Source organism: uncultured Caulobacter sp. (assembly GCF_947036865.1).
Classification (GTDB): Bacteria; Pseudomonadota; Alphaproteobacteria; order Caulobacterales; family Caulobacteraceae; genus Caulobacter.
The window spans coordinates 16,171-41,353 of sequence record NZ_CAMQSF010000016.1 but is presented as its reverse complement, the minus strand read 5'-3'; the positions used below and the strand labels follow the sequence as shown (position 1 = coordinate 41,353).

The 25,183-nt window shown below is 68.8% G+C and carries 23 protein-coding genes; 13 read left to right on the top strand and 10 right to left on the bottom strand.

The window, feature by feature from the left end:
- Positions 1 to 136: 136 nt before the first annotated feature.
- Positions 137 to 505: a VOC family protein gene (locus Q0V34_RS10975; protein ID WP_297511660.1), complete on the bottom strand. Its 369-nt coding sequence runs from the start codon at positions 503 to 505 to the stop codon at positions 137 to 139.
- Positions 506 to 585: 80 nt separating this feature from the next.
- Between Q0V34_RS10975 and Q0V34_RS10970 the strand changes: the two genes are divergently transcribed.
- Positions 586 to 903, top strand: coding sequence for a helix-turn-helix domain-containing protein (locus tag Q0V34_RS10970; protein ID WP_297511658.1), 318 nt, complete (start codon positions 586 to 588; stop codon positions 901 to 903).
- 35 nt (positions 904 to 938) lie between these two features.
- Here the strand turns inward: Q0V34_RS10970 and prfB are convergent.
- The 3 genes from prfB to Q0V34_RS10955 form a co-directional block, all read right to left on the bottom strand.
- Positions 939 to 2,061 (bottom strand): peptide chain release factor 2 gene (gene prfB, locus Q0V34_RS10965; protein WP_297511657.1). Its coding sequence is split into 2 segments (ribosomal slippage): positions 939 to 1,991 and positions 1,993 to 2,061, totalling 1,122 coding nucleotides; the frame shifts between segments, so codons are not numbered across the junction.
- 68 nt (positions 2,062 to 2,129) lie between these two features.
- Complete coding sequence (locus Q0V34_RS10960) at positions 2,130 to 4,505, bottom strand: penicillin-binding protein 1A (RefSeq protein ID WP_297511655.1); 2,376 nt, start codon at positions 4,503 to 4,505, stop codon at positions 2,130 to 2,132.
- Positions 4,506 to 4,669: 164 nt separating this feature from the next.
- On the bottom strand, positions 4,670 to 5,863 hold the full coding sequence (locus tag Q0V34_RS10955) for an N-acetylmuramoyl-L-alanine amidase (RefSeq protein ID WP_297511653.1): 1,194 nt from the start codon (positions 5,861 to 5,863) through the stop codon (positions 4,670 to 4,672).
- A 369-nt stretch (positions 5,864 to 6,232) separates the two neighbouring features.
- On the opposite strand from Q0V34_RS10955, the gene Q0V34_RS10950 reads away from it, so the two are divergent.
- The 5 genes from Q0V34_RS10950 to Q0V34_RS10930 all read left to right on the top strand — a co-directional run bounded on the left by Q0V34_RS10950 (position 6,233) and on the right by Q0V34_RS10930 (position 12,286).
- Entirely contained in the window at positions 6,233 to 6,454 is a 222-nt protein-coding gene (locus Q0V34_RS10950; RefSeq protein WP_297511651.1) for a hypothetical protein, read from the top strand.
- Positions 6,378 to 9,092: a ribonuclease E/G gene (locus tag Q0V34_RS10945; protein WP_297511649.1), complete on the top strand. Its 2,715-nt coding sequence runs from the start codon at positions 6,378 to 6,380 to the stop codon at positions 9,090 to 9,092. Before Q0V34_RS10950 ends, Q0V34_RS10945 begins: the two co-directional genes overlap by 77 nt.
- A 137-nt stretch (positions 9,093 to 9,229) precedes the next feature.
- Positions 9,230 to 10,660 carry a M48 family metallopeptidase gene (locus tag Q0V34_RS10940; protein WP_297511647.1) on the top strand — a complete coding sequence of 477 codons (1,431 nt, stop codon included), beginning with the start codon at positions 9,230 to 9,232 and terminating at the stop codon, positions 10,658 to 10,660.
- A 26-nt stretch (positions 10,661 to 10,686) separates the two neighbouring features.
- On the top strand, positions 10,687 to 11,436 hold the full coding sequence (locus tag Q0V34_RS10935) for a DsbA family protein (protein ID WP_297511645.1): 750 nt from the start codon (positions 10,687 to 10,689) through the stop codon (positions 11,434 to 11,436).
- Between the two features lie 124 nt (positions 11,437 to 11,560).
- Positions 11,561 to 12,286 carry a methyltransferase domain-containing protein gene (locus Q0V34_RS10930; protein WP_297511643.1) on the top strand — a complete coding sequence of 242 codons (726 nt, stop codon included), beginning with the start codon at positions 11,561 to 11,563 and terminating at the stop codon, positions 12,284 to 12,286.
- 5 nt (positions 12,287 to 12,291) lie between these two features.
- Here Q0V34_RS10930 and Q0V34_RS10925 read toward each other — a convergent pair whose 3' ends face one another.
- Complete coding sequence (locus tag Q0V34_RS10925; RefSeq protein ID WP_297511641.1) at positions 12,292 to 13,101, bottom strand: thiazole synthase; 810 nt, start codon at positions 13,099 to 13,101, stop codon at positions 12,292 to 12,294.
- A 145-nt stretch (positions 13,102 to 13,246) separates the two neighbouring features.
- Positions 13,247 to 13,447 (bottom strand): sulfur carrier protein ThiS, encoded by a 201-nt coding sequence (thiS, locus tag Q0V34_RS10920; RefSeq protein WP_297511639.1) that lies wholly within the window; start codon positions 13,445 to 13,447, stop codon positions 13,247 to 13,249.
- Positions 13,448 to 13,526: 79 nt separating this feature from the next.
- On the opposite strand from thiS, the gene aroQ reads away from it, so the two are divergent.
- The 4 genes from aroQ to aat all read left to right on the top strand — a co-directional run bounded on the left by aroQ (position 13,527) and on the right by aat (position 16,551).
- Positions 13,527 to 13,967 (top strand): type II 3-dehydroquinate dehydratase, encoded by a 441-nt coding sequence (gene aroQ / locus Q0V34_RS10915; RefSeq protein WP_297511637.1) that lies wholly within the window; start codon positions 13,527 to 13,529, stop codon positions 13,965 to 13,967.
- 61 nt (positions 13,968 to 14,028) lie between these two features.
- The gene (gene accB, locus Q0V34_RS10910) at positions 14,029 to 14,532 is read left to right on the top strand and encodes an acetyl-CoA carboxylase biotin carboxyl carrier protein (RefSeq protein WP_297511635.1); all 504 of its coding nucleotides are present in this window, start codon (positions 14,029 to 14,031) and stop codon (positions 14,530 to 14,532) included.
- Between the two features lie 5 nt (positions 14,533 to 14,537).
- Positions 14,538 to 15,884: an acetyl-CoA carboxylase biotin carboxylase subunit gene (accC, locus tag Q0V34_RS10905; RefSeq protein ID WP_297511634.1), complete on the top strand. Its 1,347-nt coding sequence runs from the start codon at positions 14,538 to 14,540 to the stop codon at positions 15,882 to 15,884.
- Between the two features lie 13 nt (positions 15,885 to 15,897).
- Positions 15,898 to 16,551, top strand: coding sequence for a leucyl/phenylalanyl-tRNA--protein transferase (aat, locus tag Q0V34_RS10900; RefSeq protein ID WP_297511632.1), 654 nt, complete (start codon positions 15,898 to 15,900; stop codon positions 16,549 to 16,551).
- Here the strand turns inward: aat and Q0V34_RS10895 are convergent.
- Positions 16,488 to 17,189, bottom strand: a complete 702-nt coding sequence (locus Q0V34_RS10895; RefSeq protein ID WP_297511630.1) for a DUF2155 domain-containing protein — start codon at positions 17,187 to 17,189, stop codon at positions 16,488 to 16,490. The genes aat and Q0V34_RS10895 overlap by 64 nt on opposite strands.
- A gap of 4 nt (positions 17,190 to 17,193) precedes the next feature.
- Positions 17,194 to 17,589, bottom strand: a complete 396-nt coding sequence (locus tag Q0V34_RS10890) for an NADH:ubiquinone oxidoreductase subunit NDUFA12 (RefSeq protein WP_297511629.1) — start codon at positions 17,587 to 17,589, stop codon at positions 17,194 to 17,196.
- Positions 17,590 to 17,867: 278 nt separating this feature from the next.
- Between Q0V34_RS10890 and Q0V34_RS10885 the strand changes: the two genes are divergently transcribed.
- From Q0V34_RS10885 to Q0V34_RS10875, 3 genes are all read left to right on the top strand, one after another.
- Entirely contained in the window at positions 17,868 to 20,588 is a 2,721-nt protein-coding gene (locus Q0V34_RS10885; RefSeq protein ID WP_297511627.1) for a ribonucleotide reductase, read from the top strand.
- A gap of 68 nt (positions 20,589 to 20,656) precedes the next feature.
- Positions 20,657 to 21,148 (top strand): pentapeptide repeat-containing protein, encoded by a 492-nt coding sequence (locus Q0V34_RS10880; protein WP_297511624.1) that lies wholly within the window; start codon positions 20,657 to 20,659, stop codon positions 21,146 to 21,148.
- Positions 21,149 to 21,241: 93 nt separating this feature from the next.
- Entirely contained in the window at positions 21,242 to 22,132 is an 891-nt protein-coding gene (locus tag Q0V34_RS10875) for a pentapeptide repeat-containing protein (protein ID WP_297511621.1), read from the top strand.
- A gap of 298 nt (positions 22,133 to 22,430) precedes the next feature.
- On the opposite strand, the gene aspS is transcribed toward Q0V34_RS10875, so the two are convergent.
- The gene (gene aspS / locus Q0V34_RS10870) at positions 22,431 to 24,269 is read right to left on the bottom strand and encodes an aspartate--tRNA ligase (protein ID WP_297511619.1); all 1,839 of its coding nucleotides are present in this window, start codon (positions 24,267 to 24,269) and stop codon (positions 22,431 to 22,433) included.
- A 120-nt stretch (positions 24,270 to 24,389) separates the two neighbouring features.
- The gene (gene tpiA, locus Q0V34_RS10865; RefSeq protein WP_297511618.1) at positions 24,390 to 25,151 is read right to left on the bottom strand and encodes a triose-phosphate isomerase; all 762 of its coding nucleotides are present in this window, start codon (positions 25,149 to 25,151) and stop codon (positions 24,390 to 24,392) included.
- Between the last annotated feature and the right edge of the window lie 32 nt (positions 25,152 to 25,183).

Sequence of the window (25,183 nt, the reverse complement as noted above, 5' to 3'; positions counted from 1 at the left end):
GTCGGCCCCGCGGGCGCGAAATCCTCATCCCAGGCTTGTCGAAGCATGTCCTCGGGCCGGCGCCGCGGCACCCGGGGAGACGAGGATTTCCATCCGGACCAGCCTCCACGCTCAACGTGAACACAGCCTTTTCATGTCAGCGGCTGCTCAGCACGAAGGTGTTGCCGTCCGGGTCCTTGAACTTCGCGAAGGTCCCCCAGGGCTGCTTCTGGGGCGGTCCTTCGAATTCGACGCCCTTCTCCGACAGCTTGCGATAGGCGTGCTCGACATCGTCGCAGGCCAAAGACCCGTTGAAGAACGTGACGATCCGGTCCTTGTGGCCTTCCGGCGTGAATAGCACAAGACCCGTCTCCGCGGCCGGAATGGCCAGCTCGATCCAGCGCTGCTGGCCCATCGGCTGGTCGGTGGCGACCCGGAGGCCGACCTTCTCGGTCCAGAAGGCCAGCGCCCGGTCCTGGTCGCTGACCGGGATGCCGACGAACTTCACCTTGCTGATCACGCTCATGGCGGTCCCCTCTTTGCGTATGCCGAGGGCGTAGCGCGGCGGCCTTGCGCGGGTGAAGTCGTGCAGGCATTGCTATAGTCATGACTGCGCAAAGCTATGTCGTCGACCGCTACGTGCTGGACACCCTGATGGCCGACCTCGTGGGCCACGATCACAGGCCGTCGTCATTCCTCGTCTACATGGCGATTCTGGCCGCCCACGCCGACGGCCGGGCCAGCTTCAGCCACGCGGAACTGGCCGAGCGCACCGGCCAGTCGCGGCGGACCGTGCAGAGCGCGGTGGAGAACCTCAAGCGTCGTGGATTGATCGACGTCAGCCGCCAGGGGCCGACGGAGGCGGCGACCTACGTCCCGCTGAGCCCGTGGCGGAAACCTCGCCCTTCGACAGGCTCAGGGTGAGGTTTCCGGTCCAGCGACGATCCTAAAGTCTCGGCCTAAGCTTCGGCCCCGTCGCGCGTGTGGCCCACGCGCTGGGCCAGGGACGCGCCCATGAAGGCGTCGAGATCGCCGTCCAGCACCCCTTGGGTGTCGGAGGTCTCGACATTGGTCCGCAGGTCCTTGACCATCTGGTAGGGCTGCAGGACGTAGCTGCGGATCTGGTGGCCCCAGCCGATGTCGGTCTTCTGATCCTCAAGCGCCTGCTGGGCCGCTTCGCGCTTCTGCAGCTCGGCCTCGTAAAGACGGGCGCGCAGCATCTTCCAGGCTTCCTCGCGGTTCTGGTGCTGCGAGCGGCCGGCTTGGCAGGCCACGGCGATGCCGGTGGGAATGTGCGTCAGACGGACGGCCGAGTCGGTCTTGTTGATGTGCTGACCGCCGGCGCCGGACGCGCGATAGGTGTCGGTCCGCACGTCGGACGGATTGATCTCGATCTCGATATTGTCGTCGACGACCGGATAGACCCAGGCCGAGGCGAACGAGGTGTGGCGGCGGGCGCTGCTGTCATAGGGGCTGATGCGCACCAGGCGGTGCACCCCGGCCTCGGTCTTCAGCCAGCCATAGGCGTTCTGGCCCTTGACCAGCAGCGTCGCCGACTTGATTCCAGCCTGGTCGCCGTCGGTCTCTTCGATCAGCTCGGTGGTCATGCCGTGGGCGTGGGCCCAGCGGGTGTACATGCGCAGCAGGATGCCCGCCCAGTCGCAGGACTCGGTGCCGCCGGCGCCGGAGTTGATTTCGACGTAACAGTCGTTGCCGTCGGCCTCGCCGGAGAGCAGGGCCTCGAGCTCGGCGCGACCGGCGCGCTCCTTGATCGCCTTCAGCTGGGCGCGGGCGTCGTTCAGCGAGTCCTCGTCGGACTCCATGTCGGCCAGCTCGGCGTAGTCGAGCGCGTCCTTCAGGTCGCGCTCGATCGACTGCACGGCCTCGACCTTGGCGGCCAGGTTGGCGCGCTCGCGCGACACCGCCTGGGCCTCGGACGGACGGTCCCACAGGGTCGGGTCCTCGACCCGGGCGTTCAGCTCATCGAGCTTGCGGAGAGCGACGTCCCAGTCAAAGACGCCTCCTGAGCAGTCCCACGGACTGCTCGATGTCGGCCGCGGCGGCCTCGACATCCGGTCGCATCACGTAACTCCGTGACAGTGTTGAAGGGCGCGGGAGATACCTTGCGTCGCTCTCCCGCGCAATGAGGGTCAGTAGAGGCCGCTGAGCGGATCCACCTTTTGGGCCGGCTTTCCAGGTTGCGCCTGCGGCGGCGGCGGTTGCGGCAGCCCCGGCGACAGACCGTTCGGGAAGGCGTCGCCATAGGGGATCGGTCCGGTCGGCGCCTCAAGCTTGGGCTCGGTTCCGGGCCGGAAGGCCTCGCGAATGCCGCGCACCAGCGCGAACTTGGCGTTCTTAGGCGGCTTGAAGTCGACGATCGGCTGGCCGACCAGCGCTTCCTTCATGAAGTCCATGAACACCGGCACGGCGTCGACGGCGCCGGTCTCGCCCTCGCCCAGCGACCGATTGTCGTCGAAGCCGACGAACACGCCGACGACCAGGTTCGGCGAATAGCCGACGAACCAGGCGCTGCGATACTCATTCGTGGTGCCGGTTTTGCCCGCCAGCGGCCGGCCGAGCGAGCTGACGGCGGCCGCGGTGCCGCGCTGGACCACGCCCTGCAACATGGAGGTGATCTGATAGGCGGTGATCGGGTCCATGACCTGATCGCCCGGCGCGGCGAACCGCGGGCTCTCGTCGCCGTTGAAGCCGGCGCCGCAGCGGTCGCAGTCGCGCTTGTCGGCGCGGAAGATCACCTTGCCCTCGCGGTCCTGCACGAGCTCGATCAGATGCGGATCGACGCGGCGACCGCCATTGACGAAGGCGGCGTAGGCGGCGGTCAGCTTGAACGGGGTCGTCTCGCCGGCGCCCAGCGCCATGGCCAGCACGGGATCCATGTCGCGCACGACCCCGGCGCGCTTGGCGAAGTCGACGATCTTCTTCATGCCCACGCCCTGGGCCAGGCGCACGGTCATGGCGTTGATCGACAGCTCCAGGCCCCTGCGCAGCGGCTGCGCCCCGTAGAACTCCTTGTGATAGTTCTCCGGGCTCCAGTCCTGGCCATTGGCGCCCTTCAGCGTGATGGCGCTGTCCACGACCACGCTGGCCGGCGTGTAGCCGTTCTCCAGCGCCGTGGCGTAGACGAACGGCTTGAACGACGAACCCGGCTGACGCATCGCCTGAGTGGCGCGGTTGAAGTTCGACAGCGAGTAGCTGTAGCCGCCCACCAGGGCGACGATGCGCCCCGTATAGGGCTCCATGGCCACCATGGCGCCGTTGACGGCCGGAATCTGCCGCAGGCGGTAGCCGGCGCTGGTCTTCTCGACAAAGACCAGGTCCCCGGCCTTCAGGCCCTTGCCGGCCCTGGCCCAGGCCATGTCCTCGCCGACGATCTGGCCTTCGCCCTCGTTCTTGACCAGGCGCACGCGGCCGTCGTTCGAGACGACCAGGGCGGCGCGCCAGCCGCCGCGCTCCGAGGGCGCGGCCTTGGCCAGGGCGGTCTTTTCCCAGTTCACGTCGGTGGCCTCGACGTGGCCCCACGCGCCGCGCCAGCCGTGGCGACGGTCGTACTTCTCCAGGCCGTCCATCAGCGCCGCGCGGGCGGCGGTCTGCAGGCGCGGGTCCAGGGTGGTGCGCATGTAGTAGCCGCCCTCGTTCAGGCGGGGGCCCAAGGTGGCCATGCCGCGCTGGCGGACCTCCTCGACGAAATAGTCGGCGTCGCGATAGGCCGCGCGCTTCGGCGCCGCCTGGACCACCAGGTCCTCGGTCTTGGCCTTGGCCACGTCTTCCTTGGAGACCCAGCCTTGCTCGGCCATCTGGTCCAGCACCCAGTTGCGCCGGGCCATGGCCTTGGCCTTGTTGCGGATCGGGTGATAGTTGTCGGGACCCTTGGGCAGCGAGGCCAGGAACGCGCACTGGGCCAGGGTCAGGTCCGGCAACGACTTGCCAAAATAGTTGTACGCGGCCGCGCCGACGCCGAAGGAGCGATAGCCCAGCCAGATTTCGTTGAGATACAGCTCCAGGATCTGCTGCTTGGTCAGCGACTGCTCCAGGCGGTGGGCCAGGATCGCTTCCTTGAACTTGCGGCCGACCGTGGCGTCGCTGGTCAGGAGGACGTTCTTGGCGACCTGCTGGGTGATGGTCGAACCGCCTTCCAGGCGGCGACCGCGCAGGGCGTTGCCGACGTTCTTCAGCATGGCGCGCGACAGACCCGAGACGTCCACGCCGCCGTGCTGGAAGAAGTTGCGGTCCTCGGCGGCCAGGAAGGCCTGGGCCAGCTGCGGCGGAATCTGATCGTAGGGAATGAAGATCCGGCGCTCCTTGGAGTACTCGCCGATCAGGGTGCCATCCCAGGCATAGACGCGCGTCGCGGTCGGCGGACGATAGTCCTGCAGTTCGCCGGCGTCGGGCATGTCGTGGAACAGCCAGGCGGCATAGATCGCGATCGCGAAGCCCGCGACCGCGATGGCCGACAGCACCGCCACGCCCGCGATGGCCATCCATCGTTCGGTGGGTTTCAGATCCACGCGACCTCCGCCGGGCGGAGCCCCTCGCCCGCCTTACACCCTTCACTAGATCGCCCGCCGCCGAACCGTAAGCGGTTTAGCGGCCACGCGCGTCGCGATGACGCACGAGCGATCTCCCTGTGATTAGAGCGACACGGTGAAAAGGGAAAGCAGGCTCGCGCGTCTTACGACTTGCGAACGTCGGCCGAGAAGTAGGCTTCGATGGAATCGGCCACGGCGTCGACCAGCCGGGCGCGACTGGCCTTCTTGGTCAGGAAGGCTTCGTCGTCGGGATTGGTGATGAAGCCCATCTCCAGCAGCACGGCGGGCACGTCGGGCGCGAGCAGGACGATGAAGCCCGCGTCGCGGTGGCTGCGGCGCAACAAGGTGGTCTCCTCGCCAACTCGATCCAGCAGCAGTTGGGCGAACGCGGCCGAGCGGTTCTTGGTGGCGCGCTGCGACAGATCCAGCAGGATCTGACTGACGGCGCGATCGCGGCTCGGCATGTTGGCCTTCATCAGCCAGTCGTTCTTGTCGAGGACCAAGCCGACGCGGTCCGTGCCTTTTTCCGACAGGGTGTAGACCGACGCGCCGCGCGTGCTGGTGTCCGGCCCGGAATCGGCGTGCATCGAGATGAACAGATCGGCGTCGGCGCGACGGGCGATCTGAACGCGGGATTCCAGCGGGATGAAGGTGTCGGTCTCGCGGGTCAGCACCACCTGGAAGCGGCCCGTGCGCTCCAGACGGGCCTTCAAGGCCTTCGCCGCCGCCAGGGTGACGTCCTTCTCATAGACATTGGCGCCGAGGGAGCCCGGATCCTTGCCGCCGTGTCCGGCGTCGATGACGATCACCTTCTTCAGGCGCAGCGGCGCGGCCTTGACCGACGCGCTGACCAGGGTCGCGCGCGCGGGCGGCGCCGGAACGACCGGCACGGGCTCGAGCGCGCGCAGATCGATGACATAGCGATAGGCGGTCGCGCCGTCGCCCGGCGGCAGCAGGAAGCGTCGGCGGACCTCGGCGCGGCCCGCCAGGTCCAGGCGCAGCCGCGCCCCGCCGGAGCCCTCGTCGATCACCCAGCGCTTGACCAGGCCCTGCCCCGAGCCCTGAAGCCCTCCGGAGACCACGACGTTCGGCAGGGCCATCACGAGGCGCTGGTCGGCCTGGCCGTCGGCCAGCAATTTGCCGGCGCTGGCGCGATCGAGGTCTATGACGACGCGGGTCTCCGTGCGGTCGCCGCCGAAGCGGACCTTCTGCACGCCCGCCGGCGCGGCTGGGCCCTGGGCCGTGGCCACGGCGACGCCAGCCAAGGTCAGGGCGCCCACGATCAGGACGGCCCGAACCCAGCCCATGCGCGCCAAACCGATAAGAACCCTACGCATCCCCGCCCGCGTGATCCGGAACTGGTGAACCGAACGTCAATATCGCTCGGGCCGGGTAGCGAAAGGGTTAAGTCGACATCGTCCGTCGAAAGCTTTTCTTTTGCGCGCCGATGTGGCTACAGTCCCGCCGCGCGCGAAGACCGTGATCGTCACGACTCCGCGCGGGCCGGCCGAGCTTGGGAAAGGGGTCGAGAACCTCTTCCGAAGCGGAGACGGCGGACTAGATAGTGTTCGAGACGCGGCCGATCGGGCGGGCAAGACGCCCGCCGAGACGCCGGGTCGCGGGGCCCGCGTCGGGCTCAAACGCCCTTCCGGCGACGACGCGCCATCCAATCCGCGCCTGGCGCGGTAGGGACAAACGAAACCTCAATGGGCTGCGCCGCACCCAACCGCCTTTGGCATCCGACCCTTCGCCACCGCTCCGGCGGCGCGATGACGGCCGGCGACGCGCGCGCCCTTCATTCAGATCGGCGACCGGGCCAAGCGCCCGCCGCGCGCCGTGGAGACTTCCTTTATGTCGAAGAAGATGCTGATCGACGCAGCACACGCCGAAGAGACGCGTGTGGTCGTCGTGGACGGAACCCGCGTTGAAGAATTCGATTTCGAGAGCCAGACCCGCAAACAGCTTCGGGGAAATATCTATCTCGCCAAGGTAACCCGCGTCGAACCCAGCCTGCAGGCCGCGTTCGTCGAATATGGCGGCAACCGCCACGGCTTCTTGGCCTTCAACGAAATCCATCCGGACTACTACCAGATCCCGGTCGCCGACCGTGAAGCGCTGATGCGCGACGACAGCGGCGACGACGAGGACGACACCCCGATCTCGCGCCGCGCCACCGGCGGCGACGACGAGGACGACGTCAACGGCGACAGCCACGCGGTCGACGACGAGGACGACGACGTCGAGGAGGAGCTGGCGCGCCGCAAGCGCCGGCTGATGCGCAAGTACAAGATCCAGGAAGTGATCCGCCGCCGGCAGATCATGCTGGTCCAGGTCGTCAAGGAAGAGCGCGGCAACAAGGGCGCGGCCCTGACCACCTACCTCTCCCTAGCCGGCCGCTACGGCGTCCTGATGCCCAACACCGCCCGCGGCGGCGGCATCAGCCGCAAGATCACGGCGGTCACCGACCGCAAGCGCCTGAAGAGCGTGGTCCAGAGCCTGGACGTGCCGCAGGGCATGGGGCTGATCGTCCGCACGGCCGGCGCCAAGCGCACCAAGGCCGAGATCAAGCGCGACTATGAATATCTGCTGCGTCTGTGGGAAAACATCCGCGAGACGACGCTGCACTCGATCGCGCCGGCGCTGATCTACGAGGAGGAAGATCTCGTCAAGCGCGCCATCCGCGACATGTACGACAAGGACCTGGACGGCATCTGGGTCGAGGGCGACGCCGGCTACAAGGAAGCGCGCGACTTCATGCGCATGCTGATGCCGAGCCAGGCCAAGAAGGTCTTCAACTACCGCGACCCGACCCCGCTGTTCGTCAAGCACAAGATCGAGGACCATCTGGGCCAGATCTATTCGCCGGTCGTGCCGCTGCGCTCCGGCGGCTATCTGGTGATCAACCAGACCGAGGCCCTGGTCGCCATCGACGTCAACTCGGGCAAGGCCACGCGCGAGCGCAACATCGAGGCCACGGCCCTGAAGACCAACTGCGAGGCGGCCGAGGAAGCCGCTCGGCAGCTGCGCCTGCGCGACCTGGCCGGCCTGATCGTCATCGACTTCATCGACATGGATGAAGGCAAGAACAACCGCACGGTCGAGAAGGTCCTGAAGGACGCCCTGAAGGACGATAGGGCCCGCATACAGATGGGCAAGATCTCGGGCTTCGGCCTGATGGAGATCAGCCGCCAGCGTCGCCGGACCGGCGTGCTGGAAGGCACCACCCATGTCTGCGAGCACTGCGAGGGCACCGGCCGCGTCCGCTCGGTGGAATCCAGCGCCCTGGCCGCCCTGCGCGCGGTCGAGGTCGAGGCTCTGAAGGGCTCGGGCAGCGTGATCCTGAAGGTCTCGCGCGCGGTCGGCCTCTACATCCTCAACGAAAAGCGTCCGTACCTGCAGCGGCTGCTGCAGACGCACGGCCTGTTCGTCACCGTCGTGGTCGACGACAGCCTGCACGCCGGCGACCAGGAGATCGAGCGCACCGAACTGGGCGAACGCATCGCCGTCGCCCCCGCGCCCTATGTCGAGGAGGAGGACGACGACTTCGATCCCTCCGCGTTCGAGGACGAGGAGGAAGACGAAGAGATCATCCTCGACGAGGACGAAGAGGGCCTCGAGCGCGAGGACACCGACGACGACGACGCGGCCAGCCGCAAGCAGGCGCGCGAGGATGATCGCGGCGACCGCAAGGGCCGTCGCCGTCGCGACCGGGGTCGCGGCCGCGGCCGCCGTGACGAGCAAGAGGTCGAGAGCGACTCCGAGGTCGAGAGCGACGACGAGGAGATCGACGGCGAGGACCGCGCCGAGTTCGGCGACGAGGACGAGGATTCGCGCCGTCGCCGCCGCCGTCGGGGTCGCCGAGGCGGCCGTCGCGGCGGTCGCGAGGACGGCGATCGTCCGACCGACGCCTTCGTTTGGATCCGTCCCCGCGTCCCGTTCGGCGAGAACGTCTTCACCTGGCACGATCCGGCCGCCCTGGTCGGCGGCCACGGCGGCGAGCCGCGCCGTCCGGCGCCCGAGGCGCGGGCCGAAGCGCCGGAAGCCATCGAGCGCCCGGCGCGGGCCGAGCGCGAGGAGCGCCCCGGGCGCGAGCGCGGTCGTCGCGGTCGTGATCGCGGCCGGCGCAATCGTGAGGACGCCGTCGAGACGCCCGTGGTCGAAACCGCGGCCATCGAGCCGGCGGCCGTCGAGCCCGCCGAGCCGTTTGAAGCGCCGATCCTGGCCCCGCCGGTGATCGCCGCGCCGCCGGCCGACGTCTGGGTGGAACTGCCGGAATCCGAGGAGCCGCCGAAGAAGCCGAAGCGGACCCGTTCGCGGAGCAAGAAGGCGGTCGCCGAGGCCGAATCCTCGGCGGAGGCCGTCGAGGCCGTCGCCGAGGCCGTGACCGAAAGCGTCGCGATCGCGCCGCCCGAGCCCGAAGCCGCGCCTGTGGCCGCCGCGCCGGAACCGGCGCCGGTTCCCGCCGAGGAACCGGTCGTGGAGGCCGTCGCCGCGCCGGCCGAGCCGGATCCGAACGAAATCACCACCCCGCCCGAAAGGCCGCGTCGCGGCTGGTGGCGCCGGTAGCGTGAAGACAAGGCCCGCGCGCTTGAGCGCGCGGGCCTAAATCCGCCCGTCGGGAGAAGGAAACCCTTGTTCCCTCCCCTTCGGGTTCCAAGTTAGACTGGTCGGGGTTCGCGGGGGCGCGATCTGGAGATCAATCGATGACCTCGCCTAGCGGGCGCACCGGACAACGCCGGATCGGACGGAGCCTGGGCGTCACCCTCTCGACCCTCGCGGTTCTGGCCTCCGGCGTCTCGGCGCCGGCCCGGGCGCAGGACGACGGCGTCTCGCTGATCCGCGACACCGAGATCGAGGAGATCCTGCACCACGACGCCGATCCGCTGTTCGCCGCGGCCGGCCTCGATCCCAAGACGGTGCGGATCCTGATCGTCGGCGACAAGACCCTGAACGCCTTCGCCACTCAGGGCCTGCAGCTGGGCCTGAACACCGGCCTGATCCTGCAGACCGAGAACCCAAACCAGCTACGCGGCGTCATCGCCCACGAAACCGGACACCTGGCCGGCGGTCACCCGATCCGGTCCGACGAGATGATGAAGGCCGGCCTCAAGCCCATGATCCTGACCATGGGCCTGGGCATCCTGGCGGCCCTGGCCGGGTCGCCCGACGGCGGCGCGGCCCTGATCGCCAATTCCCAATATGCCGGGGCCCTGGGCGCGCTGGGCTATAGCCGCGAGCAGGAGTCGCGCGCCGACCAGGCCGGGGCCGGGTTCCTGGAGGCCACGGGCCAGTCGGGACGCGGCCTCGTCGAGTTCTTCGACAACTTCCGCTACCAGGAAGTCTTCGACCAGTCGCGCCGCTTCGCCTATTTCCGCAGCCACCCGCTGTCGTCCGAGCGGATCGAGGTGCTGCGCAGCCGCGTCGAGCGCATGCCGCACTACAGCGCCGTCGACACGCCCGAGGACCTGGCCCAGCACGAGGTGATGAAGGCCAAGCTGGAGGGCTTCATCAATCCGCAGGTCGCCTTGATGAAGTACAAGGAGACCGACACCGGCTTTCCGGCTCGCTACGCCCGCGCGATCGCCTACTACCAGATGAAGGAGCCCGATCGGGCCCTGCAACTGCTGGACCCGCTGATCGCCGACCATCCCGACAACCCCTACCTCTGGGAGCTGAAGGGCCAGATCCTGTTCGAGTTCAATCGCGTGGCCCAGGCCGAGGAGCCGCAGCGCAAGTCGGTGGCCCTGAAGCCGGACGCGGCCCTGCTGCGGATCAATCTGGGCCAGACCCTGATCAGCCTGAATGATCCCAAGAAGCTTGAGGAAGGCGTCCAGGAGCTGAAGCGCAGCCTGCTCAACGATCCCGACAACGCCGTGACCTGGCGCCTCCTGGCCGACGCCTACGACAAGCAGCACAAGGACGGCGAGGCGCGCCTGGCGACCGCCGAACAGTATTTCTCGCTGGGCGCCGTGCGGGAGGCCAAGGTCTTCGCCATGCGCGCCCGCGAGCTCCTGCCCAAGGACACCCCGGACTGGCGCCGCGCCACCGATATCGTCCTGGCGTCGCGCCCCTCGAACCAGGAACTCAAGGACCTGGCCAAGGACGGCGCCGTACAACTCAACCCCGGCCGCTGACCGGCCGCCCTTCTTTCGAGACAAAGATGCCCCTGCTCCGTCGCGCCGCGACCCTCGCCGTTCCGCTGGCCCTGGCCGGCCTGACCCTCGCCGGCTGCGACAAGGCCTCCGTCGGCAAGGAAGACAAGGCGTTCGGCGAGAAGGTCCGCGCCTATCTGCTGGCCCACCCCGAGGTGCTGGTCGAGGCGAGCCAGAAGCTGCAGGAGAAGCAGGCCCAGCAGCAGGCCGTCTCGGCCCAGAAGGCGCTTGGCCAGTACCGCCAGGCGATCGAGCGCGATCCCCGCGACGTCGTCATCAATCCGGCCGGCGCGATCACCGTAACCGAGTTCTTCGACTATAAATGCGGCTACTGCCGCCACGCCGCGCCGGAGATCGTCGACCTCGTCCAGAAGAACCCGGACATCCGCTTCGTGCTGAAGGACTTCGTGATCTTCGGGCACGACAGCGAGGCCGCCGCGCGCCTGGCGCTGGGGGCCAAGGACCAGGGCAAGGGTCTGGAGCTCTACAAGGCGCTGATGGCCGAGAACGCGCTCGACGCGGCCGGCGCCGTGCGCATCGCCCGCGGCCTGGGCATCGACGTGGACAAGGCCAAGGCCGTCGGCGAGAGCCAGGCCGTCACCCAGCATCTGGCCGACAACGACACCCTGGCCAAGGCCCTGGCCCTGCAGGGCACGCCGGCCTTCGTGGTCGGCGACACGCTGGTTCCGGGGGCCGACATCAACGCCCTGAAGCTGGCGATCGAGCAGACGCGGGCCAGCAAGGCCAAGGCTGGCTAAGGCCTCGGCCCGCCAACACGACGGTCGTCATCGAGAGGCATCGAGATTCGCCGTGCTGCTTAGACTTTCGCGAAGCCTAAAGCATCGGCTTTTCCCGCCAAAGCCGCCGCCGGAGCCCCCGGCGGTGCTGGACGTCGCCGGCCTATGCCCGATCTGCGAAGCCGAGAGCCGTTTCGTGGCGCGGGATCCGTGGTTTCGGGATCACCTGCTCTGCGTCCAATGCGGCTCGCTGCCGCGAGAGCGCGCCCTGATGGCGACCCTGCATCGCTTCTATCCGCATTGGCGCGAGTTGCGGATCCACGAAAGCTCGCCGGCTCCGCGCGGCGCGAGCCTGAAATTGCGGCGGGAATGCCCAGGCTACATCGGCTCGCACTATGAGCCGTCCATTCCCTTCGGAGAGGTTCATCCCGAGCACGGTCTGCGCAGCGAGGATCTGGAAAGGCAGACCTTCGCCGACGAAAGATTCGACCTCGTCATCACCCAGGACGTGTTCGAGCACCTGTTCCGGCCCGACCTGGCGGCGGCCGAGATCGCCCGCACCCTGGCGGTCGGCGGCGCGCACGTCTTCACGGCGCCCATGCCGCTTCAGGGCCCCTCCGTCCGCCGCGCGCGCCGAGGCGAGGACGGCGAAATCGAGCACCTCGACGTTCCCGTCTATCACGGCAATCCGATCGACGACTCAGGCTCGCTGGTGACCATCGACTATGGCTTGGACATGGTTCCGTGGCTCGACGGATGCAGCGGCCTGACCACGACCATCGTGATGATCGACGACCTTAGCCAAGGCATTCGCGCCGAACTGAACGAGGTGCTGGTGTCGCGAAAGATCGCGGCGCGCTTGGAGATCTGATCGTCCTAGATCAGCCCCGCCAGCGGCGAGCTCGGATCGGCGTAAAGTCGCTTCTGCATACGCCCGGCCAGATAGGCCTCGCGGCCGGCGATGACCGCGTGCTTCATCGCCTTGGCCATGCGGATCGGGTCCTTGGCCTCGGCGATGGCGGTGTTCATGAGGATGGCGTCGCAGCCCAGCTCCATGCCGATCGCCGCGTCCGAAGCGGTGCCGACGCCGGCGTCGACCAGCACCGGCACCTTAGCGTTCTCGACGATGATCCGCAGGTTGACGCGGTTCTGGATGCCCAGACCCGAGCCGATCGGCGCGCCCAGCGGCATGATCGCCACCGCGCCGGCCTCTTCCAGCTTCTTGGCGTAGACCGGGTCGTCCGAGCAGTAGACCATCACCTGGAACCCATCGGCGACCAGCAGCTTCAGCGAGCGCAGGGTCTCTTCCATATCCGGGAACAGGGTCTTGGGGTCGCTGAGCACCTCCAGCTTGACCAGATCCCAGCCGCCGGCCTCGCGGGCCAGGCGCAGGGTGCGGACTGCGTCCTCGCCGGTGAAGCAGCCGGCGGTGTTGGGCAGATAGGTGAATTCCGTCGGCTTGACGTAGTCGACCAGCAGCGGCTGGCTGGGATCGGTCAGGTTCACGCGGCGCACGGCCACCGTGACGATCTCGGCCCCGGCCGCGCGGGCGGCGGCGGCGTTGGTCGCGTAGTCCTTGTACTTGCCCGTGCCGACGATCAGACGCGAGCGGAAGGTGCGGCCGGCGACGGTCCAGGTTTCCTCGGATTCAGCCGAGACGGAGTCGGGGGAGACATGCGCGTTCATGGGCGTGGTTTACGCCTGGGAAGCCGCTGTTTCAAATGCCTTGCGTCCTTCGAGGCCGCTTCGCGGCGCCTCAGGATGAGGATGTCGGCATGAGCTATCCTCATCCTGAGGCGCGAGCAGAGCGAGCCTCGAAGGACGCAAGACCTCAACCGCCGCCGATAAACGTCACGATCTCGATGCGATCCCCGTGGGCCAACGCCGTGTCGGCATAGGTCGAGCGGGGGGCGATCTCGAGATTGCGCTCGACCGCCACCTTGCGGGCGTCAAGGCCCAGCGCGGCGACCAGATCAGCGATCGTCGCCACGCCCGGCACGTCCCGCTCTTCCCCGTTCAGTAAAAGCCTCATCTCTCCTCCGAAGCGAGCCGTGCTTGTGACCCGACGGAACCGGCTATACAAGACCTCCCGGAATCGACGGCGGAGCCGCATGGTAAAACCGATCCACGTGCTGAGCGGCCCCAATCTCAATCTGTTGGGAACCCGCGAGCCCGAGATTTACGGCAAGGACACGCTCGAGGATGTCCGCGCGCGCTGCGAGGCGCGGGCGGCGACGCGCGGCGTATCGGTGGTCTTCCGCCAGTCCAACCACGAGGGCGTGCTGATCGATTGGGTGCAGGAGGCGCGTGAGTCGGCCTCGGCGCTCGTGCTCAATCCGGCCGGCTACGGCCACACCTCGATCGCGCTGCTGGACGCGCTCAAGACCTTGAGCATTCCGGTGATCGAGTGCCATCTGTCCAACCCGGCGGCGAGGGAGGATTTCCGCCGCCACACCTATGTTTCGCTGGCCGCCACGGGGATCGTCTCCGGGTTCGGCGCGGCGAGCTACGAACTGGCGATCGAGGCCGCTCTGGGCCTGATCCGCGTTTAGCAACGATATCGTCCCGGCGATTTCCGCCGCCGCGGCGCTCAACACAACAAGGTAAGCTTCCATGTCGAACCCCAAGGCCCCCGCCGATCCGGTCGAAGCTCCGGCCATCGACGCCCGTCTGGTCCGCAAGATCGCGGACATCCTGAAGGACACGGGCCTGACGGAGATCGAGGTCGAGCACGCCGGCCTGAAGATCCGCGTGGCGCGCGAACTGACCGCCGCGCCCGTCAACTATGTCCAGGCCGCCGCGCCAGCCTACGCGCCCGCCGCCGCCGCTCCGGCGCCTGTCGCCGCCGCGCCCGCGGTCGAAGCCGCCCCCGCTCCCGCGCGCGGCGACGCGGTGAAGTCGCCGATGGTCGGCACCGCCTATCTGTCGCCGCAGCCCGGCGCCGACGCCTTCGTCAAGGTGGGCGACACGGTCAACGCCGGCCAGACCCTGCTGATCGTCGAGGCCATGAAGACCATGAACCCGATCCAGGCCCCCAAGGCCGGCAAGGTCGTCGAGATCCTGGTCGCCGACGCCCAGCCGGTCGAGTTCGGCGAGCCGCTCGTCGTCATCGAGTAAAGCTGATGTTCGACAAGATCCTCATCGCGAACCGGGGCGAGATCGCGCTCCGGGTTCACCGCGCCTGTAAGGAAATGGGCATCGCCACGGTGGCCGTGCACTCCGAGGCCGACCGCAACTCCATGTGGGTGCGCCTGGCCGACGAAAGCGTCTGCATCGGGCCGGCCCCTGCCGCCAAGAGCTACCTGAACATCCCGTCGATCATCGCGGCCGCCGAGATCACCGGGGCCCAGGCGATCCATCCAGGCTATGGCTTCCTGTCGGAGAACGCCCGCTTCGCCGAGATCGTCGGCGCGCACGGCTTCACCTTCATCGGTCCGAAGCCGGAGCACATCCGGATGATGGGCGACAAGATCACCGCCAAGCAGGCCGTGAAGGACGCCGGCATTCCGGTCGTTCCCGGCTCGGACGGCGGCGTCTCGACCGAGGAAGAGGCCTTCGAGGCCGCCGAGAAGATCGGCTTCCCCGTGCTGATCAAGGCCGCCGCCGGCGGCGGCGGGCGGGGCATGAAGGTCGCCCAGACCCGCGAGGACCTGGCCGAGGCGGTCTCGACCGCCCGCGCCGAGGCCCGCGCCGCATTCGGCGACGATACGGTCTATATGGAGCGCTACCTTCAGAAGCCGCGCCACATCGAGCTGCAGGTCATCGCCGACAGCCACGGTAACGTGGTGCACCTGGGCGAACGCGACTGTTCGCTGCAGCGCCGCCACCAGAAGGTGCTCGAAGAAGCCCCCTCGCCGGCCCTGTCGGCCGAAGGTCGCGCCAAGATCGGCAAGATCGTCGTCGATGCGGTCAAGGCCATCGGCTACCTGGGCGTCGGCACCATCGAGTTCCTGTGGGAGAACGACGAGTTCTTCTTCATCGAGATGAACACCCGCCTGCAGGTGGAGCACCCGGTCACCGAAGCCATCACCGGCATCGACCTGGTGCGCGAGCAGATCCGCATCGCCGCCGGCCTGCCGCTGTCGTTCACCCAGGACGACGTCGTCTTCGAAGGCCACGCCATCGAGTGCCGGATCAACGCCGAGAACGCGCGGACCTTCACGCCGTCGCCGGGTACGATCACGGACTTCCATGCGCCGGGCGGCCTGGGCGTTCGCCTGGATTCGGCGATCTACACCGGCTACGCGATCCCGCCGTTCTATGACAGCCTGATCGGCAAGCTGATCGTCCATGGCCGCGACCGCGCCGAGTGCGTCGCGCGCCTGAAGCGCTGCCTGGCCGAGATGGTCGTCGGCGGCGTCGAGACCACGATCCCGCTGTTCCAGGACCTTCTGGTGCAGCCCGACATCCTGGCCGGCGACTACGACATCCACTGGCTGGAGCGCTGGATCAAAGCCCAGGAAGCCTGATCCGGACCAGGCGATGGACAACGCCTTCACGGTCGAGGACCTGATCGCCTGCTACGCCCGGGGCGTCTTCCCGATGGCGGACGCCCGGGAAGATGAAAGCGTCTTCCTGATCGATCCCGAGCGGCGGGGCGTCCTGCCGCTCGGGGACTTCCACCTCCCCAAGCGCCTGGCCCGCACCGTGCGGGCCGACCTCTACGCCATCCGGATCGACACCGCCTTCGACGCGGTGATCGAGAACTGCGCGGCCTCGCGGCCCGGGCGTCTCGAGACCTGGATCAATCATCCGATCCAGCGGCTCTACGGCCAGCTCTTCGCGCGCGGTCTAGCCCACAGCGTCGAGGCCTGGCGCGGCGACGAGCTGGTCGGCGGGCTCTATGGCGTCTCGTTGGGCGGGGCGTTCTTCGGCGAGAGCATGTTCTCGACCGCGCGCGACGCCAGCAAGGTGGCGCTGGTGCATCTGGTCGCGCGGCTGCTGGCCGGCGGCTATCAGCTGCTGGACACCCAGTTCATCACCGACCACCTGGCCCAGTTCGGCGTGATTGAGATCAGCCGCGCGGACTATCGCCGGCGGCTGTCCAAGGCGTTGACCGCGCCCGGCGACTTCTACGGCTTGGCGGCGGGGGCCACGGGCGCGGCCTGCCTGCAGGCGATCAGCCAGGCGTCATAGACCGGGTGCTCCAGCGGGTGCAGGCCCGGGGAGCTCGCATACATCCAGCCCTTGAACACCTGGCGACCAGGCGGGGCCGCGCGACCGGCCTGGGCCTTGGGCTGGGTGTCGACGATAACATAGGCCGCCGTCTCGGGCGCGATCTCGTCGGCGGCGGCGGTTTCGCAGGCGCGGACCGTGAAGACCAGGGTCTTGTAGCGGATCGGCTGGCCGACCGGCGCCTCGAAGCGCATGGTCTCGGTGGTCACCTTGTCCAGCGCCTGCAGGATGGCGATCGTGTAGCGCTGGCGCTTGGCCGGCTCGGCCGGCTTGGCCGGCTCGGCCGGCTTGGCCGGCGTCGTGGTCGCGGCCTTGGGATCGGTCGTCGCGGCCGGAGCTCCGGCGGCGGCCGGCGGCGGCGAGGCGGGCGGATTGGGATTGGCGACGGCCGGCGAGACCTGCACCGGCTGAGCCGGACGCAGCTCCGCTGGCGCGGAGCTCGCCGGCGTGGCGGGGCGCGCCACGGGCGCCGCGGGCGCTTGCGTCGGCGCGGCGGGGGTCTGGACTTGGGACGCGCTCTGACGCGCCAGGGCCGCGCCGGTCAGACAGAGACCGGACAGACCGACAACGGCGACGGCCAGGGACGCCCGACGGGCCATCGGCCTATTCCGGCGTCCAGGCTTGATAGTCGCTGGTGGCGGCCTGACGCTCGCCGCCGCGCGCCAGCGAGCCTTGCGGACGCCAGGCGTGCACGGTGCCGGTCAGGTTCGGCAGGTGATCCTTCTCCCAGGCGCGGCGCTTCAGTGGCGCTTGGGTCGGCGGTTCGTCGATCGTGTAGTGCAGCCAGCCGTGCCACTCCGGCGGCACCTTCGAGGCCTCGGCGTAGCCATCATAGATCACCCAGCGGCGCTTACGGCCGTCGTAGCTGTCGCTGTTGTCGCGGGCTTCGAAATAGCGGTTGCCGTAGTCGTCCTGACCGACGAACACGCCACGGCGGCCGATGTGGAAACGCTGACCCAGGGTCGCGCCGTTCCACCACGTGAAGATCGCTTTCAGCACTCGGTTCGCACCTGAATTCGCAAGTCTTTGGACGCCGCGACGGGCGCGGCGAAGTCGCGCGGACCATAGCGTTCCGGACCCGCAGCGTCCAGCGCCACGCGGCGGCGGCGTGTTTCAACATCTTGTGGATTAGGGCGGGCACACCCGCAACATGTATTGAGGCGCGGCGAGCGAAGTCCTAACCTCGGCTGCGACCTTAAGCGCATCCCGCCCGCCTGGAATCAGTCGTTAGGGATTTCTTAAGCCGCGAAGATCGCCGCCCGGACCGGAAACAGCCCATGCGCACGCCCGTCAAAGCCGCCGGACTCGCCCCCGCGATGGAGTGGCGCGACCTTGAGCGCGCCGATGGGGTCGTCGTGATCTCCGCGCCGGCGTCCTGGAGCGACGCGCGTGTCGAGGCCTGGCTGGACTGGGGCGGCGAGATCGCGCCCAAGGCGCCGCTGGGCGGCGGTCCGGCGCGCTACGCCGATCGGATCGCCCAGGCGGGGCTTGCCCAAGGTCTGTTCGGCGACAAGGCCGACGCCGCGGCGTTCCGCGACGCCCTGCTGACCACCATGCTGTCGGGGATCGCCACGCCAGCGCGGGGCCAGCCGGGGATGGAACTGCTCCCAGACATCGGGGGCTTTGAGTTCGAGGGTCTGGCGCGCGACAGCCTGGCGCGGCGGCGTGGTCGCCTCCTGGCCGCCCAGGCGGCGGCGCGGCTGGACGCGGCGCTGGCCCAGGTCACCGACGCGGTCCGCCGCTGCTCGGGCGATCCGCGCGCCTGCGCCGATGTTCGCAAGAACCCCGCCCTGGCCCGCGCGGCGCGAAAAGCGCGCGAGCTGGGCGCCGACGACCGCACGATCCTTGACGCCATCGCCAGCGCCGACACCGCGCGCGCGCCCGTCGGCGAGCCCGCGCCGGAGCCCGACCGCGCGATGGTCGCCTCGGCGTCACGAACGGGCGTGGCGGCCGGCGACGAGGCCGCCGCCCTCGCCGCCCAGGTCGGCTGGGAGACCGGATCCCTGACCCTGACCTTCTCGCCCGCCGACGCCGAGGCCCTGTCGCGCGGCGTCGGGATCGGCGCGGCCATCGACGCCAGCGCCTTCCTCGACGCGGACGGCTTCGACGTCGAGCGCTTCACCTATGTCTGCCACCTGTGGGCCACGGCGCTGGAACTGGAGCGCGGCGACCGCCCGGCCCGCCTGTCGCTGGCGGGGGTCGGCGACTGCCTGCTGAGCCAAGGCTACGCCCAGACCAGCGTCGAGGGCCGCGACGGCGCCGCCGCCTTGTGGGCCCTGGCCGTGGGCGCGGCCCTGTCCGCCAGCGCCGAGGCCGCCGCCGTTCTTGGCCACGACCCCGTCTTCGCGCAGGACAAGCAGGGCGTGCTGAAGACCCTGGCCGAACGCCGCGTGCGCGCCGCCGCCCTGCGCTCGGCCCTGGCCACCGAGGCCGCCGCCGCGCTCGCCACCGCCCACGCCCTGGCCCGTAAGCACGGGCTGCGCTCGGCGATGCTGGTGGCGCCGATCGAAGACCCGGAGGCCACGCTGCGTCTGGGCGGCGCGCCAGTCGGGCCGGCCGGCGCGATGTCGCCCGTGTCGGTGACCCAGACCGCCGACGGCTTCCTCCTGCCCGCCTTCAGCGCCGCGGCTTTCGAGGCCCTGTCGAGCGAAGGCGTCGACCTGGACGCGGCCCGCCGTCACGCCCTCGGCCATGGCTCCCTGGCCGAGAGCCCGGCGATCGACCATGCCATGCTGCAGGCGCGCGGCTTCACCGCCCACGAGATCGAAAGGGCCGAACATGCGCTGCGCGAGCACCACGGCCTGCGCGCCGCCTTCGCGCCCGCCGTAGTCGGCGCGGGCTTCCTGCGCGACGTCCTGGGCGCCTCGGCCGAGGACGTGGCCCGTCGCGACTTCGACACCCTGGCCTTCGCCGACTTCTCGCCCGCCGAGATCGCCGCCGCCGAACGCCACGCCCTGGGGGCCGGAACCCTGGGCGACTGCGAGGCGCTGAACCCGGAGCTGCGCGAGGCTTTCCGGTCGGTCGAGGCGCCAAGCTTCGCGGACCGGCTCGCGATGATCGCGGCGGTCGAGGCCTTCGCCTGCGCTCCCTCGCCCGTTGTCGCGCCGATCGCCTTCGACGCCCGGCCCGCAGACGCGGTCCGCGCCCAGGCGGCGGCGGCGCGCGCGGGCGTCCGCGCCCTGCGTCTGGTCCGCGCGGCGCCGCCCGCGGACTTCAGACTGGATTTGCCCGAGGAAGCGACCGAGACGCCGCGCCCGACGCCCGCCCGCGAGCCGGTTGTCACCGAGCGCGTGGTCGAGAAGATCGTCGAGCGCGATCGCTCCCGCCGGCGCCTCCCGGACCGCCGCAAGGGCTATATCCAGAAGGCGGCCGTGGGCGGTCACAAGGTGTATCTGCACACCGGCGAGTACGAGGACGGCGAGCTGGGCGAGCTGTTCATCGACATGCACAAGGAAGGCGCGGCCTTCCGCAGCCTGATGAACAACTTCGCCATCGCGGTGTCGCTGGGCCTGCAGCACGGCGTGCCCCTAGAGGAGTTCGTCGACGCCTTCGTCTACACCAAGTTCGAGCCCGCCGGCCCGGTCACCGGCAACGACTCGATCAAGTCAGCCACCTCGATCCTGGACTACATCTTCCGCGAACTCGGGGTGTCTTATCTGGGCCGTGACGACCTGGCCAATGGCGATAGCGGTCAATTCAACGCCGACGGCCTGGGCTGGGGCAAGGGCGCGCCGGACAGCGACGCCGAGGAAGCCGAGTCCGACGCCGTTCCGGCCAGCAAGTTCATTTCCAAAGGCTTTTCGCGCGGCGCGGCCCCCGACAACCTGGTCTTCGCCTCGTTCGGCCGCAAGCGGGTCGAAGGCGCGGACCGTCCGGGCGCGGACGGCGAGATGTGTCCGGCCTGCGGCGACCTCTCGCTGGTCCGACGCGGCGGGATGACGGTGTGCGACACCTGCGGCGCGCAATCAGACCGACCGGGGCCGATGGCCTCGTCCTGAGCGTTCGCTTGGCGTTAAGCTTGCTGCGCGAGGGTGAAGACGACCCTTTTCGCGGGATCCGCCCCAGAATGAAACCGATCGCCCTCCTCTCGGCCCTCGCCCTGCTGGCGCTCGCCGCGCCCGCCGACGCCCAGAACGCCAGCCAGATCGCGGCCGTGCGTCGCGGGGCCAACTGCCCGCGCTGCAATCTCTTCCAGGCCGATCTCTCGAACCTCGAGCTGAAGAACAAGAACCTCGCCGGCGCGCGGCTGCGCCAGGCGGATCTTTCGGCGGCGATCATGAACCGCACGCGCTTCACCGGCGGCGACCTGCGCGACGTCAACGCCTATGGCGCCGTGCTGACGGGGGCCAGCTTCGCGCGCGCGGACCTGACCAACGCCAGCTTCGTCGGCGCCTATCTGCAAGGCGCCAACTTCTCCGGGGCCAGACTTTCCGGCGTCAATTTCTCGGGCGCCGAGATGGATCGCGCGACGGGTCTGACCCAAGGCCAGCTGAGCCAGGCGTGCGGCGACGACTCCACGGCGCCCCCGCGTGGTCTCTCCATCCCCCGGTGCCGTTAAAGACCTGTCATTACCGCGATTTAAGTGGCTTATCGACCTCCGCCGGTCCAAACCGTAACTCACACAGTCGCTTATGACTGAACGGAGAAGTCGATGTCCCGCTTGGGCGTTTCCATTGTCGCCATCACGCTGAGCCTGCTGGCCATGTCCGGCCAGGCGCAAGCGTCGATCGAGGACAAGGACGTCGCCAAGCTGACCTCGTTCGGCGGGATGTGCGCCAACTGCGACCTGGCCGGCCGCAAACTGATGAACGCCAAGTTCGCCGGCGCCAACTTCGTCAAGGCCGTGCTGATCGGCGCCGATCTGCGCGGCGCGATGTTCTACGGCAGCAATTTCCAGTCCTCGGACCTCAGCCGCGCCGATCTTCGCGGCGCCGAGATGCGCGGCGCCAATTTCGCCAGCGCCAATTTCACCGACGCCCGCATGTCGGGCGTCGAGGGCAGCGGCGTCAACCTGCAGTCCGCCGCCCTTGTCCGGGCGGACATGTCGTCGGCCGAACTGCACGGCTCGCAACTGGTCGCGGCGGACCTGCGCAAGGCGCGGCTGTCGCACGCCGAGCTCAACGGCTCCAACCTGCAGTCGGTCAACGCCCGCGACGCCGACTTCTCGAACACCGATCTGACCCGCGCGAACCTGACGGGCGGTCGCTTCGAAGGGGCCAGCTTCCGCGACGCCGACCTGACCGGCGCCAGCCTGCAGGGCGCGGTGTTCAGCGGCGCCGATTTCCATAACGCCGACCTCAGCTTGGCCAATCTGAGTGGCGTCGACTTCTCGGGCGCGCGCGGCCTCAATCAGGACCAGCTGGACGAGGCCTGCGGCACTGGGGCGCGCCTGCCTCAGGGGCTCACCGTGCGGCCATGCAACGGCCTCCGGGGTTCGCAGCGCTTCATGCTGCTGCGCGAGATCTCGAAAACCATGACGAGCCCGCCGGCCCCGCCCGCGCCGCCGGCCGTCCCGAAGCCGCCCAAACCGCCGAAGTGGTGATACTCGCCCTGGCGGCGATATGGACATAAAGAACCCCTCCGATCTCGGGACCGGAGGGGTTTTCGTTTGGCTGCATTCACGTTGAGCGTGGAGGCTGGTCCGGACGGAAATCCTCGTCCCCTCGGGTCCGGCGGCGCCGGCCCGAGGACATGCTTCGACAAGCTCGGGATGAGGATTTCGCGCCCGCCGGGCCGGCAGTCGTCCTCACCCTGAGCCAGTCTAAGCGCGAGGACGGCGCTGACGAGGCCATCAACACTCAAGGCTAAAACAGCCTTTCGTTTGGATCGATCCGCGGGTCCTAGACCTTGATCGGCGGCGCGGTGCGGATGTGCAGTTCCTTGAGCTGCTTGTCGAGCACATGGGCCGGGGCGTTCATCAGGAGATCCTGGCCCTGCTGGTTCAGCGGGAAGGCGATGACCTCGCGGATGGCCACCTGGTCGGCCAGCAACATGACGATGCGGTCGATGCCGGGCGCCAGACCGCCGTGCGGCGGCGCGCCGTAGCGGAAGGCGTTCAGCATGCCGCCGAACTGCTCCTCGACGACTTCGGGGCCGTAGCCGGCGATCGCGAAGGCCTTCAGCATGATCTCGGGCTTGTGGTTCCGGATCGCGCCCGAGCACAGCTCGTAGCCGTTGCAGACGATGTCGTACTGATAGGCGCGGATCGTCAGCGGATCCTGGTTCTCCAGGGCCTCCAGACCGCCTTGCGGCATCGAGAACGGGTTGTGCGAGAAGTCGACCTTCTTCTCGTCCTCGTTCCACTCGAACATCGGGAAGTCGACGATCCAGCAGAACTTGAACTGGTTCTCGTCGACCAGCTTCAGCTCCGTGCCGACGCGCGTGCGAGCCAGGCCCGCGAACTTGGCGAACACGGCGGGATCGCCGGCCACGAAGAAGGCGGCGTCGCCGGCGCCCAGGCCCAGCGACTCCATAAGCGCCTGCGTCGGTTCGCCCAGGTTCTTGGCGATCGGGCCGCCCCAGCCGCCCTGGTCTTCCGACCAGAAGACGTAGCCCAGGCCCGGCTGGCCTTCGCCCTGGGCCCAGCTGTTCATGCGGTCGCAGAAAGCCCGGCTGCCGCCGGTCGGCGCGGGGATCGCCCAGACCTGGTTCTTGGCGTCGGCGCCGAGGATCTTGGCGAACAGGCCAAAACCGCCGTCGCGGAAGTGCTCCGAGACGTTGGCCATCTTGATCGGGTTGCGCAGGTCCGGCTTGTCGCTGCCGTACCAGGCCATCGACTGGGCGTAGGTCAGGCGCTCGAAGCCCTTGTGCTCGAACGACTGGCCGAAATCGTTGGTGAAGGTGTGCGTGCCGTCGATCGGCGACACCGGCTTGCCGTTCGAGAACTCCTCGAACACGCCGTGCATCACCGGCTCGATGGCGGCGAAGACGTCTTCTTGCGTCACGAAGCTCATCTCGACGTCGAGCTGGTAGAATTCCAGCGAGCGGTCGGCGCGCAGGTCCTCATCGCGGAAGCACGGCGCGATCTGAAAGTACCGGTCGAAGCCCGAGACCATCAGCAGCTGCTTGAACTGCTGGGGCGCCTGGGGCAGCGCGTAGAACTTCTCCGGATGCAGCCGCGAAGGCACCAGGAAGTCGCGCGCGCCCTCGGGCGAGCTGGCCGTCAGGATCGGCGTCTGGAACTCGTGGAAGCCCTGCGCGAACATGCGGTTGCGGATCGACTGGATCACGCGCGAGCGCAGGATGATGTTCTTGTGCAGGGTCTCGCGGCGCAGGTCGAGATAGCGGTGCTTCAGGCGGATCTCTTCCGGATAGTCCGGCTCGCCGAAGACCGGCAGCGGCAGCTCGGCGGCCTCGGACAGCACCTCGACGGCCGAGACGCGGATCTCGATCTCGCCGGTCGGGAGGTTCGGGTTCACCACGCTGGCGTCACGGGCGATGACCTCGCCATCGACGCGGATCACGCTCTCGGCGCGCAGGCGCTCGACCACGTTGAAGCCCGGGGTCTCCGGGTGCAGGACCAGCTGGGTCAGACCGTAGTGGTCGCGCAGGTCGATGAAGACCAGGCCGCCGTGGTCGCGCTTGCGATGGATCCAGCCCGACAGACGCACGGCCGCGCCGGTGTCGGAGGCGCGCAGAGCGCCGCAGGTATGGGTGCGATAGGCGTGCATCGAGGTCATGAAAGTCTTGAATACGCGGTGATTTGCAAGGCGCGGTAAGGCGCACGTGGGCGCCGCTCTGTCAAGGATTCTGGGCCGAGTGAAGCCTTCGCTCCCCCCGGCCCGAGCGCCGTCGGCGTCTCAGGCGGCTTCGATGATGGCCAGGAAATCCTTGGCCTTCAGCGACGCGCCGCCCACCAGGGCGCCGCCCACCTCGGGCGCGGCCAGGATTTCGCGGGCGTTATCGGGCTTGACCGACCCGCCATAGAGGATCGGAACAGTCGCGCCTTGGTCGCCCAAACGCGCGATCAGCTCGGCGCGAATGGCCGCGTGCATCTCGACGATGTTGTCGACCGAGGCGACGCGTCCCGTACCGATGGCCCAAAGCGGCTCGTAGGCCACATTGAAGGCCTTGCCGGTCAGGCTCGCGGGCAGCGAGTTGCGGATCTGGTCGACGACGAAGGCGACGGCTTCGCCGGCTTCACGTTGAGCGAGGCTCTCGCCGACGCAGATGATCGGCTCGAGGCCGGCGTCGATCGCCGCCTGGGCCTTGGCGGCGACCCGCGCGCAGGTTTCGCCGTGATCGGTGCGACGCTCCGAATGGCCGACGATGACCAGTGTTCCGCCGGCGTCGGCGATCATCTCGGCCGAGACGTCGCCGGTGTGGGCGCCCTTGGCCTGGGCGTGGCAATCCTGGCCGCCGACCAGGACGAAGGAACCCTCGACGGCCTCGGCGAGGCGGTGCAGCAGGGTGGCGGGCGGGAAGAGAGCGACGCGGGCGGCCGCGGGGCGGCGGTCCAGGCCCGCCGCGACGGCGCGGGCCTCGTCCAGGGCGGCCGAAAGGCCGTTCATCTTCCAGTTTCCGGCGATCAGAGGCCGGGGAGTCGTGCTTGTAAGGCTCATGGGCGCCTTCTTGGGGTCACGCCCGCTTGGGA